Here is a 12,530-nt window from a genome sequence, read left to right on the forward strand (position 1 = left end):
AGTTAAAAATGACTGAACACATACAGGCACTCCATTTGCGTGGTCCTTCGGAGCACAGCGTCCGCGATCAGATCGTTGAGTCGGCAACCGGGCACTTCGGGCGTTACGGTTATGGAAAAACCACGGTGTCCAATCTCGCCAAATCCATCGGTTTCTCCAAGGCCTATATCTACAAGTTCTTCGATTCCAAGCAGGCGATCGGCGAGGTGATCTGCGCGAACCGACTCGCCACTGTCATGGAGATCGTCGATGCTATGGTTTCGGATGCGCCGACGGCCTCCGGGAAGCTAAGGAGCTTATTTCGTGGGCTGATAGAGGCTGGCAGTGATCTGTTCTTCTATGATCGAAAGCTCTACGACATTGCCGCGGTTGCCGCGCGGGAGCGGTGGCCGTCGGTGAGGCTCCATGAGGAGCGCTTACGGGAAGTCATCACGCAAATCATTCTGGCGGGGCGAGAGGAGGGGGAATTCGAGCGAAAAACGCCGCTTGATGAGGTGGTTGGCGCCATCTATTTAGTCACGTGTCCTTACATCAATCCGGGCCAGCTGCAATACAATCTGGACGGGATGCGAGAGGCGTCGATGCATTTGACCGCGTTGATATTGCGCAGTTTGGCGCCATGAAGTGACTATTGACAATAATGGTCACCGGTCTGAGAATGTGACTTCTGTCCTATTTATAAGTAAAGGGAACCTATGCGCCGGCTTCGACCTGTCCCCCTCGCCGCTTGCTTGTTGCCTCTCATCTTGACGGCGTGTGGCGACTCTTCCACCGCTAAAGATCCGCGCACCCTTGCCCCCTTGGTGAGGATCTCTGAAGTTCAGGATTCGTCCGGTCTCTCGCGTTCTTTCACCGGCGTCGTGGCGGCTCGCGTCCAGAGTGACCTGGGTTTTCGAGTGTCGGGCAAGGTGCTTGAGCGTCTGGTCGATACCGGTCAGACCGTTAAGCGTGGTCAGCCGCTCATGCGTCTCGACCCCATTGACTTAGGGTTGCAAGCACGAGCGCAGCAAGAAGCTGTCGCTGCCGCCAAAGCCCGAGCCAAACAAACCGCGGATGACGAGGTTCGCTATCGCGACCTGGTTGCCGCCGGTGCCATTTCCGCCTCGGGCTACGACCAAATCAAAGCCGCAGCCGATACCGCGAAGGCGCAACTGAGTGCCGCGCAAGCCCAGGCTGACGTGGCCCGTAATGCGTCGGGCTATGCCGTGTTGCTCGCGGACGCCGACGGTGTTGTGATGGAGACGCTCGCCGAGCCAGGGCAGGTGGTCAGCCCCGGGCAAATCGTAATTCGACTGGCGCGGGCCGGGCAGCGCGAAGCCATCGTGCAGTTGCCAGAAACCTTGCGTCCGGCCGCAGGGTCCACCGCGCAGGCGACGCTTTATGGCAACACCTCGGCTGCTGTCACTGCGAAGCTGAGACTGCTCTCGGATTCGGCTGACCGTGTGACGCGCACCTTTGAGGCTCGGTATGTATTGGCAGGTGGGCTGGCCAATGCGCCGTTGGGTTCGACCGTCACCCTTCGGATCGCCGAAGACTCCGCGCAAGGGCCGGTCCTGCAAGTTCCGATCGCTGCCCTCTATGACCCGGGCAAGGGACCCGGTGTATGGGTCATTGCCGGCGAACCGGCGAAAGTCAGCTGGCGACCTGTTCAGGTACTGGGCTTGAGCGACGACGCCGCCCGAGTTGCAGGTGAGCTCAAGGTCGGCGAGCGCATTGTCGCGCTGGGCGCGCATCTGCTGCGCGATGGTGAGGAAGTGCGGCTGATGACCGAGCCGGTTGATGTGAAGGTTGCCGGGAGCCGTCAATGAGCCTCAATTTATCGGCGCTCGCGGTTCGCGAGCGCTCTATTACGGTGTTCCTGATCTTCCTGATTGCCGTCGCCGGTACCTTGGCGTTCTTCCAGTTGGGGCGTGCCGAGGACCCGCCGTTCACGGTCAAGCAGTTGACCGTCATCACGGCATGGCCGGGCGCGACCGCCCAAGAGATGCAGGACCAGGTCGCCGAGCCGCTTGAAAAGCGCCTGCAAGAACTGAAATGGTACGACCGCACGGAAACCTACACCCGTCCAGGTCTGGCTTTCACCATGGTGTCGCTGGTCGATCGCACGCCACCTTCGCAAGTGCAGGAGGAGTTCTATCAGGCGCGCAAAAAACTCGACGATGAGGCCACCCGGCTGCCGGCGGGCGTCATCGGGCCGATGGTGAACGACGAGTTTGCCGATGTGACATTCGCGCTGTTCGCCCTGAAAGCCAAAGGCGAACCGCAGCGTCTGCTGGTACGTGATGCTGAGTCGTTGCGCCAACGCCTGTTGCACGTGGCGGGGGTGAAGAAGGTCAACATCATCGGTGAGCAGGCCGAGCGCATTTTTGTGTCGTTCTCCCATGATCGCTTGGCCACCTTGGGCGTCTCGCCCCAGGAGATCTTCGCCGCGCTAAACGGCCAGAATCTGCTCACGCCTGCTGGCTCTATCGAAACCAACGGTCCGCAGGTTGTCCTGCGGGTGGACGGCGCCTTCGATAAATTGGCGAAAATTCGCGATACACCGCTTGCGGTCCAGGGGCGCACGCTGAAGCTCTCGGACGTCGCGACAGTCGAGCGCGGCTATGAAGACCCCGCTACTTTCCTGGTGCGCAATAACGGCGAAGAGGCCCTGCTGCTAGGGGTCATAATGCGCGAGGGCTGGAACGGCCTGGACCTGGGCAAGGCACTGGACGCCGAGACGACCAGGATCAATGAAGGCATGCCACTGGGCATGACGCTGACCAAGGTCACCGATCAAGCCGTGAACATTGATTCGGCCGTCGGCGAGTTCATGGTCAAGTTTTTTGTCGCGTTGCTGGTTGTAATGCTCGTTTGCTTTCTCAGCATGGGCTGGCGTGTAGGCGTTGTGGTCGCAGCCGCCGTACCGTTGACACTGGCGATAGTGTTTGTGGTGATGGCGGCCACTGGAAAGAACTTTGACCGCATCACCCTGGGTTCGCTGATCCTGGCGCTCGGACTGTTGGTGGACGACGCGATCATCGCGATCGAAATGATGGTGGTGAAGATGGAGGAGGGCTACGACCGGATCAAAGCCTCCGCCTATGCCTGGAGCCACACCGCTGCGCCAATGCTGTCCGGTACGCTGGTGACGGCGATTGGCTTCATGCCCAACGGCTTTGCGCAGTCGACCGCCGGTGAATACACCAGCAACATGTTCTGGATCGTCGGCATCGCCCTGATTGCCTCCTGGGTGGTGGCGGTGGCCTTCACGCCATACCTGGGGGTGAAGATGTTGCCGGACATCAAGCCGGTCGAGGGCGGTCACGCGGCCATCTACAACACTCGTCATTACAACCGCTTCCGCCGGATTCTGACCCGCGTCATCGCGCGCAAATGGTGGGTAGTCGGCACCGTGGTCGCGACATTTGTCGTGGCGATTCTCGGCATGGGCCTGGTCAAGAAGCAATTCTTCCCGACCTCAGACCGTCCCGAGGTGATGGTCGAGGTGCAGATGCCCTATGGAACCTCCATCGAGCAGACCAGCGCCGCCACTGCCAAGGTGGAGGCCTGGTTGCAAAAGCAGGATGAGGCGAAAATCGTCACCGCCTATATCGGTCAAGGTGCGCCGCGCTTCTACCTGGCGATGGCGCCGGAGCTCCCTGACCCGTCCTTCGCCAAGATTGTGGTGCTGACCGACAGCCAGGAAGCCCGTGAGACCCTCAAGTTCCGTCTTCGCGAAGCAGTCGCCGAAGGGCTCGCCCCGCAGGCTCGGGTGCGGGTGACTCAACTGGTGTTTGGTCCGTATTCGCCATTCCCCGTGGCCTACCGGGTCATGGGCCCCGACCCGTCAACGTTGCGCGAGATCGCCGGCCGGGTACAAGACGTCATGCAAGCGAGCCCGATGATGCGGACCGTCAATACCGACTGGGGACCACTGACGCCGACGCTGCATTTCAGCCTGGATCAAGATCGCTTGCAGGCGGTGGGCCTGACCTCTAATTCCGTCGCCCAGCAGTTGCAGTTCCTGCTCACGGGGGTGCCGATTACGGCGGTTCGCGAGGACATCCGTTCGGTGCAGGTGGTCGGCCGCGCTGCGGGTGATATTCGGCTCGATCCCGCCAAGATAGAAGGCTTTACCCTGGTGGGCGCGACGGGGCAGCGTGTTCCGCTGTCCCAGGTCGGCGAGGTTGATGTGCGCATGGAGGACCCGATCCTGCGGCGGCGTGATCGCACGCCGACCATTACCGTGCGCGGCGACATTGCCGAAGACTTGCAGCCGCCAGACGTATCGAGCGCGATCATCAAGCAATTGCAGCCGATCATCGACAGCCTTCCTGACGGGTACCGGATCGAGCAGGCCGGGGCCATCGAGGAGTCGGGCAAGGCCGGCCAGGCGATCGTGCCGCTGCTGCCGATCATGGTTGCCCTGACGCTGCTGATCATCATCGTGCAGGTGCGTTCGATCTCGGCCATGATGATGGTGTTCTTCACTGCGCCACTGGGATTGATTGGCGTGGTGCCAACCCTGCTGATCTTCCACCAGCCTTTTGGGATCAACGCCCTGGTCGGCCTGATCGCACTCTCGGGCATCTTGATGCGCAACACGTTGATCCTGATCGGGCAGATCCATCACAACGCGCAAGAAGGGCTGGATCCGTTCCACGCGGTCATCGAAGCCACGGTACAGCGGGCCCGCCCCGTGCTGCTGACGGCGCTGGCGGCCATCCTGGCGTTCATCCCCCTGACACACTCGGTCTTCTGGGGGACGCTGGCCTACACGCTGATCGGCGGCACGTTCGTCGGCACTATCATGACGCTGGTGTTCCTGCCAGCGATGTATTCCATCTGGTTCAAGATCCGTCCTGACCATCCTGCTTAAACTGAAACAGCGAGGCTGGTGTAAGCAAACGAGCACTGACTGCTTCTATTGCGCGTCGACTGAGAAATGAAGAGGTTCTTATGAGTACTGCCGAAGGTCAAAAGCGAATTGTTGTCACGGGCGTAGGTATTGTTGGCCCCCTGGGCTGCGGCGTTGAAGAAGTCTGGCAGCGGTTGCTGGCCGGACGCTCCGGCATTCGTATCCTGCCTGGCGATATCACCGAGGGTACCGGTGTGGCGGTGGGCGGCCAGGTGCCGTCGCTGGAGGAAGACGCCAGCGCCGGTTATGACCCGGAGCGCGTCATTTCGGTCAAGGATCGCAAGAAAATGGATCGCTTCATCGAGTTCGCCCTGGTAGCCGCCGACGAAGCTCTGGCCCAGGCCAACTGGCATCCGACTGAAGCGGCCGACCAGGAGCGGACCGCCACGATTATCTCGTCGGGCGTGGGTGGCTTTGGCGCGATTGCCGATGCCGTACGCACCACCGACGCCCGCGGCCCGCGACGCTTGTCACCGTTCACGGCACCGGCCTTTCTGGCCAACATGGCGGCGGGGAATATTTCCATCCGCCACGGTTTCAAGGGGCCGCTCGGCGCGCCGGTAACCGCCTGCGCAGCTGGGGTGCAGGCCATCGGCGATGCGGCCAGGTTGATCAGGTGCGGTGAGGCTGATATCGCCTTGTGCGGTGGTACCGAAGCGGCAATCGACCGTGTCACCCTAGGTTGCTTCGCGGCGGCTCGCGCGCTGTCCACGGGATTTGCCGAGCGCCCGCAGGAAGCGTCGCGTCCCTTCGACCGTGATCGCGACGGTTTTGTCATGGCCGAGGGCGCCGGCGTGCTGGTGATCGAATCGCTGGAGCATGCCCTGGCACGCGGGGCCAAGCCCTTGGCGGAACTGGTCGGCTACGGCACCAGTGCCGATGCCTACCACCTGACGGCAGGCCCTGAAGACGGTAATGGCGCGCGGCGTGCCATGGAGCAAGCGCTGCGCCAAGCCGCTGTCAGCCCTGCCGACGTGCAGCACATCAATGCCCACGCGACCTCCACCCAGGTCGGCGATAGCGGAGAACTGGCCGCCATTCGCTCGGTGTTCGGCACTGACTCCGGTGTGGCGATCACCTCTACCAAATCCGCTACCGGGCACCTGCTGGGCGCGGCCGGGGGCATTGAAGCCATCTTCGCGGTGCTGGCGCTGCGTGACCAGGTCGTACCGCCCACGCTGAACCTGCATCATCCCGATGAGGCCGCAGACGGGCTTGATCTGGTTGCCCTGAATGCCCGGAAGATGCCGATCACCCACGCGCTCTCAAATGGATTCGGGTTCGGCGGCGTCAACGCCAGTGTCCTATTCCGCCGCTGGGATGCTAAACACTGAGTGTAAAACTCAAGTGACCGGCTTATGGCTGACGGTCGGTTGTTTTTGCACGATAGACCGTCATGCAAGCCGACCGCTAGAGTTAGGAGTTCCTGATTTGCGCTCACCGCTTTGAGACTTTCCGATACTCGTTCGGTGACTGTCCAAACCAGCGTCGGAACGCACGCGCAAAGGCTGTAGAATCAGCGTAGCCAAGCTGAAACGCTAGATCCTCCTGCTTCATCTCAGTATTTTCCAACAGTTGCCCAGCAAGTTGTTTACGCTCCGCCTCGACGAGTTTGCGGAAGGTAGTGCCTTCCTCTGTCAGCCTGCGATGCAGGCTGCGCGGGGCCATCGCCAGCTGATTCGCAACCTCTTCGAGGGAGGCTGCCAGCCCCGTTGCCCCCAAGAGAAATTGTCGGACCTGGCCGGTGACGCCGCCGACTTGCCGTCTCTGCAGTTGCGTGCGGCACTGATCTTCCAACAGTCGGACCAGATGTAGGTCGTACATCGGCAGAGGCAACTCCGCATCTTGCCGACGCAGCACGATGGCGTTGCGCGAACATCCATAGTGTGGCGCGATGCCGCTGAGTGCTTCGATCCGGTCCGCGTGCGCCGGCGGCCTGCCCTGAAATTCGAGCCGCAGCACATGCAATCCCGACAACGCCAGCTCGTCGAACAGACGAATGCCTGTCGCCATATCTCGCTCCAACAGGAACTGCCGCAGGTGGTGCGGGATCGCCGAGGCGTCGACGCTAGTGCCATATTCGTGCTGGTCGCAGAATATCTCCAATCGGCAGTACGCCGTGCTGAGCGGCAGATAGCGCAGCGCGCACTGAACGGCCTCGCGCACATTGCGACTGGTTCGCAGCGCAAATCCCCAGATGCCGAAAGTCGCAACGTTGTATCGCAGGCCGAGCTCGAAGCCCAGTGCGGGAACGTCCGGCAAAGCGAGCATCAGGTTTTCAATCAGACGCATCTCCTGCTCGCGTGTGATCAGGGCGTCCGCGTCCCGCAGCTGCGCTTCGGTGATGCCGGTACCCAGCAGGCACGTCTGTGCATGGACGCCGTAGCGCGCGGCGAAGTTCACCATCACCTGACTGATGGCGACGGGGTGCTTAAAGCTCGCGTGCTTTGGTATGCCCATGCCGGAATCTTCTGAAACAACGGTGTGATACGGCCTGGCCAGAAATGCATGGCGAAAGGCCCCCCATGTCCTACTAAGGCTACACGACTACCCGCTAAGGTTGCGCAAACACCAAACAATAAGAACGTCCCGGGAGGACGACCATGGATCTGGATCTCAACGCGCTGAATAAGAAGGCCGTCGCCACGGCACGCGAATACACCGCTGAACTGGCCTGGCCGACGATGGCACTGGTGTTACTGGTGTGGACATCGCTTATTGGGGACTTTTACCTGTTTGCGACAGGCCAGTTGTCGCTGACAACTGCAACGCTGATCTACGCCGTCGTTACATACATGTCCTATACACCTCTGCATGAGGCCGTGCATGGAAACATTCACGGTGATCATAATCGACTGCAGTGGCTCAATGATCTTTGTGGGTACCTGGTCGCGCCTTTGATGATAGTGCCGTTCTCTACTCACAAGGTCGAGCATTTCACCCATCATCGCTACACCAACCAGCCGGACAAGGATCCGGACTACGTCGTTAACGGCATGAGCGGTGGATTGCTCGCCTTCCTGGTTTGCGGATTTCGTTTTCTGTGGGTCCAGAACACCTTCTTGTTCCGCGATTATTGGCCGACCGCTCCACGGCGGGTAAAGGCGGCGTACATTGCTGAAGTGCTGTTCGCGATCGGCTGGCGGGTTGCGCTCATTACGCTCATTGAGCGAGAGCATACCTGGGCTCTGCTGTTGTTCGGCTACTTGGCCGGTGGATATTTCGTCGCGTACTGGTTCGCCTATCGCCCCCACGTGCCGTACAAGGACTCCTCTCGTTACCGGAACACCAACAGTCTGATCATGCCCGGATGGATGAAACCGTTGGAGTGGTTCTGGCTCGGGCAGAACCTGCACTCCGTTCACCACCTATTCCCGCGGGTGCCGTTCTATCACTACCACGCACTGCATCGCCGTATCGAGCCGATCATGCGTGCCCACGGAACACCTATGATCGGTATCTTCAATCGACGCAATGTCGAAGCCGCGCGGCGTCCTGAGTAGCAGGGGGGACCCAAGCTTCGAAAATATCAATGTCCAGAATGGTCCTTATTTTAAATCGGAGGGCTGAGCGAAGGCGATCTTCTTGATCCCGCGGCAGAGTTTAACCAAAGCAGGATTGCGGCGAGAGAGGCGGCTATTATCAGCGTAAGCCACATGATGACCAATAGGGTGAATGTGACGCTGTTGTTTAACTCACGAAAAATGCCGAAGGCAAAAGCTGTGTACCAAGACACACCCGAAGCCGCACCTGCTGCAAGAAATAAGGCAGCTCTCCTGCGGGAAACCCCAAAGAGCAGGAGGCGACTCAAGTCGGGTAGTGTTTCTGGTAACACAAACGCGCGGATGATGACTCCATTGATGGTCAGGACGATCACCACGATTACATTCGCCCAGAGTCTAGGGTTTTCAAATTTTTCCGGTGACTCCATCGCGTAAAGGGCAAGGAAACCAAGACCTGAGAGCCACAAGAATAGGCATAGTCCAAGAGTGATCGCGTCGCTGATGAAGTGAAAAGTGCGTCCGATTTCAACCGGGAGGCTACCTCTACGCAGCCAACGCAAAATCCAGAGGGAGACGTTCATGTTTTCATTGATGACGACCTTAGGCTAGCGTTCTCGTTTGAACGCGTACGCAGTTTATTTGCTGGAGAATAAGGTCCTTGAATTCCCGACGTTGTAGATATAAGTGATCGCCGCGACAGAAATTTAAAGCGTGTCCCGGTAAGTTGCTAATAAAGCGGCTGCTGCTTGCATCGTTGCTGCACCCAGGAGGATAAGTTCGAAACCAGCCACGGGATAAATGAGGCTGAAGACTATAGCGTTACATCAGCAGGTAGCCCGGGCGTGGACCCTGCTCATGAGGGAACCGGTGCTTGAGCATCGATCAAGCCTTGGTTCTTCAGCTCTTCCCAAAAAGGCTACCGGAATACCGACCTTCATCGCCTGTACATTGGAAACGATTTGCCCCGGCGAACGCGCCCCCGGAATAATCGCGGACACTTGCGGATGTGCTGCTGCGAACTGCAAGGCGGCAGTATGAATATCGATGCCATGTCGACTGGCAACGGCCATGATTCGCGCCCGCTTCTCTACCGCACCGGCAGGTAGATCCAGACTGAAGTTATATCGGCTACGGCCTCCCAGAACCCCATCATTCAGTGGTGTTCCCACCACGACACTGTTGCCCTTGCTTTTCAGCGACGCAAAGGTGCTGCGCAACGCATCGGCGTGGTCGAGGAGGGAATACTGGCAGGCAAGCAATGCGATGTTGGGCATCGGGTCATTGCTGGTCAGTACCTGAACCATGGCGTTCGGTGTATTGACGCCTAAGGCCCATGCCTTGATGAGAACTTCATCACGCATCTTTTCTAGCTCAACCATCACCCCTGTGCGCGCGATTCGATACGAGGCAGTCCCTGACGCTGCAGACTGTCTTCCACGGAGCCTCGCACGCCTGCCGCGGTGTAGTCATAGTTGAAGGGCGCAGGCGACTTCCAGATCGCATGGTCCGCACGCGGGCCACCCGCGGCCGTCAATACGCGGCCGACCTTGGTGGAGGTCACATAGTCGTCTGGATCTTTGTCATGAAGAAAGCGGCCCAGACGATACTCACTCAAGCCAAACCCGCAGAACGGCGATATGTCGTAAAGCCTTACACCCGCCCCCCAAGCAGTCGCAGAATCAAACCCGCCTGCACGTCGTCGATTAGCGCAAAGATATTGCCGATCTGCGTCCCGCCCATGCCAAAGCGTTGAGGGGTCATGTATCTCATTGTCTGCGAGGGGGAATTGAGGGGCAGGTCTGCGCGTACGAGCCGCCCTCGCGTAGGCATCACGCGTCCGCGCTCTGTCAGCGAAGAGGGCGCAGGGGCTGTAGCCGCCGAACTTGCGACACTCAGTGCTGGCAGCAAAGCGGCTGCAACAGCGCCAGTCGCCGAATAGGTAAGAAAATCTCGTCTATCCATCCAATCTTCCTTTAGCGACTGAGGTTTCAGGGGGGGCATCGAAGCCGGTATTCGTACGAGAAGTTAGACCAACGAGGGTCGGCCGGATGACCCTAATGCGCCATATTTTTTGCACAATCCTGCCGGTGCACTTGTGCTGGTCACATACTCTCAGCAGACTCGAACATTCCGTAAATAGGGGTGCATGTGATGACGAGCGGTTCCTTTTCGCAGTTCCGTATCAGCCATGCGCATTCCCCGAGCGTGCGCGAACCCACTCAGCCCAACGAGCGCCTCCAGGCACTCAGACGGCTTATCGAAAAAGTCACTCTGCAGATTGGCTTGGCCGAGGCTTGCACGACGTCGATTCCTGGCTTGGCTTTTTATCGAGTGGCCGAACTAGGTACGCCCAAGTACTGCATTTATGAGCCCTGCGTGGCCATCATTCTGCAGGGCGCGAAGGAGATCACGTTCGGCGAGGAAGCCTGTAAGTTCGAGCAAGGGGCGTTTTTCGTCACTTCGGTCGATATACCCACACTGGCTCGCGTTAACGCGGCTAGCGAGCAAACTCCTTATTTATCCATTGTGTTGAAGCTCGATTTTTCCATGCTCAACGAGGTGATCCTGACCCTGGAACCGCTAAAGCAGGAAACGGCTACTGAGGCACGGGGCTTCGTATCCGGTATGGTGACGAGTGAGCTACTCGATGCGTTCGCTCGACTCTCCACGCTGATCGAACGGCCGCTTGAAGCAGGTTTGATGTCGGGCCTTATCAAGCGGGAGATATACGGTAGGCTGCTGCTCAGTGAAGCGGGGCATTTGTTGCGCAGCGTCACTCGCGATGGTTACCGGGACAAGGGCATTGTGAGAGCCATTGAATGGCTAAAATATCATTACGACAAGCCGCTGCACGTGGCCGAGCTCGCCGAACGATCAGGAATGGCCAGCTCTACCCTGCATCACCGGTTTCGAAAGCTGACAGGCACCAGCCCCATTCAGTATCAAAAATCGCTACGGCTGCAAGCCGCGCGCAGCCTGATGTTGACCGAGCGTGTAGACGTGAACACCGCCGCGTTGCGGGTCGGCTATGAAAGCGTCGCCCAGTTCAGCCGCGAATATGCCCGACGTTTCGGAGCCCCACCCTCGAGAGACATCAAGCACGCACGGGAAAATGGTGGTCGGCTCGACTAACCGCGCCGCCGAGGAAGTCTTTTCTTGCTGCGGAAAGAAGAAATTCTTTAATTTCAATGATTCGTCCACCAAGTGCGAGTCTCGTTTCCCGCTTTAAATTGTTTTTCTATAGGCTTCCATTGAAGTATGTAGAAACCCAAGAAAGAGGCTTAGGCCTAATGCCGATCAGTTAAAGCTCGTTGCTTGACCTTTGGTCGCAAAAAATCAAAATCCGATGCCTGAATAGGCATCGGATTTTTTTATGCGTCTGGCTCGAACACTGGAACTGACCCACAACTTCGTATCGACTCCCAATTCCCTCTAAGGATTTGGGCAACGTCCGCTGGTCGCGCCCAGCGCCGTAGTCCAGGCCCGTCAGCGGCTGGGCAGCGAGGCCGTACGACAAGTCTTCGATTTGACTCAAAAAAGCTGGCATGAAGCGGCCGGCTATCCCACTTGGGCCGGGTTGCGCTTGCTGGGTGTCGATGGCGTCGTCTGGCGAACGCCCGATACACCCGAAAACCGTGCGCGTTACGACTCTGCCAGCAACCAGCATGGCGATACCGGCTTTCCTCAAGTACGCATGGTCTGCCAAATGGAGCTGACCAGTCATTTGTTGATCGGCAGTGCATTTGACGGCTATCGCAGTAACGAGATGAAGCTGGCAGAGCAACTGATCGAGACCACGCCGGATCATTCGCTGACGCTGTTTTACCGCGGTTTCTACTCTTTGGGGTTGTTGCACCAATGGCAGCAGGCCGGCACCGAGCGGCATTGGCTGATGCCGTTACGCAAAGGGGCGCAGTACGAAGTCATTCAGCGTTTGGGCCGTCAGGATGTGGTGGTCTCATTAAGCACTTCGCCGAAGGCTCGCAAGCAATGGCCTGGATTGCCAGAGCGCCTGACCGCAAGGCTCCTGAGCAAAACCGTCAAGGGTAAGGTCTGTCAGATTTTGACCTCGATGGCCGATCCGCTGCGTTTCCCATCCGTTGCGATGTCGAGGGGCGCGCGTTACC

Annotated in this window: 8 protein-coding genes and 2 pseudogenes; 7 read left to right on the top strand and 3 right to left on the bottom strand. The window is 58.9% G+C overall.

From position 1 onward, the window contains the following. The first annotated feature begins 8 nt into the window (after positions 1-8). The 4 genes from AB1462_RS15550 (at position 9) to fabF (ending at position 6,234) form a co-directional block, all read left to right on the top strand. Complete coding sequence (locus tag AB1462_RS15550) at positions 9-623, top strand: TetR/AcrR family transcriptional regulator (RefSeq protein ID WP_090402236.1); 615 nt, start codon at positions 9-11, stop codon at positions 621-623. A gap of 72 nt (positions 624-695) precedes the next feature. Then, positions 696-1,808, top strand: a complete 1,113-nt coding sequence (locus AB1462_RS15555; protein WP_367247174.1) for an efflux RND transporter periplasmic adaptor subunit — start codon at positions 696-698, stop codon at positions 1,806-1,808. Then, a complete protein-coding gene (locus AB1462_RS15560) occupies positions 1,805-4,861 on the top strand; it encodes an efflux RND transporter permease subunit (RefSeq protein WP_090402240.1) in 3,057 nt (1,018 codons plus the stop codon). The genes AB1462_RS15555 and AB1462_RS15560 overlap by 4 nt, the downstream gene beginning before the upstream one ends. A gap of 80 nt (positions 4,862-4,941) precedes the next feature. Then, complete coding sequence (gene fabF / locus AB1462_RS15565; RefSeq protein ID WP_090402243.1) at positions 4,942-6,234, top strand: beta-ketoacyl-ACP synthase II; 1,293 nt, start codon at positions 4,942-4,944, stop codon at positions 6,232-6,234. Positions 6,235-6,337: 103 nt separating this feature from the next. Here the strand turns inward: fabF and AB1462_RS15570 are convergent, their stop codons facing one another. Next, positions 6,338-7,360 (bottom strand): AraC family transcriptional regulator, encoded by a 1,023-nt coding sequence (locus tag AB1462_RS15570; protein WP_367247176.1) that lies wholly within the window; start codon positions 7,358-7,360, stop codon positions 6,338-6,340. 143 nt (positions 7,361-7,503) lie between these two features. Between AB1462_RS15570 and AB1462_RS15575 the strand changes: the two genes are divergently transcribed. Next, positions 7,504-8,403 carry a fatty acid desaturase gene (locus AB1462_RS15575; RefSeq protein ID WP_315336579.1) on the top strand — a complete coding sequence of 300 codons (900 nt, stop codon included), beginning with the start codon at positions 7,504-7,506 and terminating at the stop codon, positions 8,401-8,403. Between the two features lie 50 nt (positions 8,404-8,453). Here AB1462_RS15575 and AB1462_RS15580 read toward each other — a convergent pair whose 3' ends face one another. Both AB1462_RS15580 and AB1462_RS15585 read right to left on the bottom strand, forming a co-directional pair. Then, complete coding sequence (locus tag AB1462_RS15580; RefSeq protein WP_367247178.1) at positions 8,454-8,984, bottom strand: hypothetical protein; 531 nt, start codon at positions 8,982-8,984, stop codon at positions 8,454-8,456. A gap of 272 nt (positions 8,985-9,256) precedes the next feature. Further along, positions 9,257-10,365, bottom strand: a pseudogene (locus AB1462_RS15585) (aldo/keto reductase). A 189-nt stretch (positions 10,366-10,554) separates the two neighbouring features. Here AB1462_RS15585 and AB1462_RS15590 point away from each other — a divergent pair. Further along, entirely contained in the window at positions 10,555-11,535 is a 981-nt protein-coding gene (locus tag AB1462_RS15590) for an AraC family transcriptional regulator (RefSeq protein WP_259194231.1), read from the top strand. A 310-nt stretch (positions 11,536-11,845) separates the two neighbouring features. After that, positions 11,846-12,499 (top strand): annotated as a pseudogene (locus AB1462_RS15595) (IS4 family transposase); the annotation flags it as partial. Positions 12,500-12,530: the final 31 nt, after the last annotated feature.

Source organism: Pseudomonas sp. SB113, from assembly GCF_040754745.1.
In the GTDB taxonomy this organism is placed as follows: domain Bacteria; phylum Pseudomonadota; class Gammaproteobacteria; order Pseudomonadales; family Pseudomonadaceae; genus Aquipseudomonas; species Aquipseudomonas grimontii.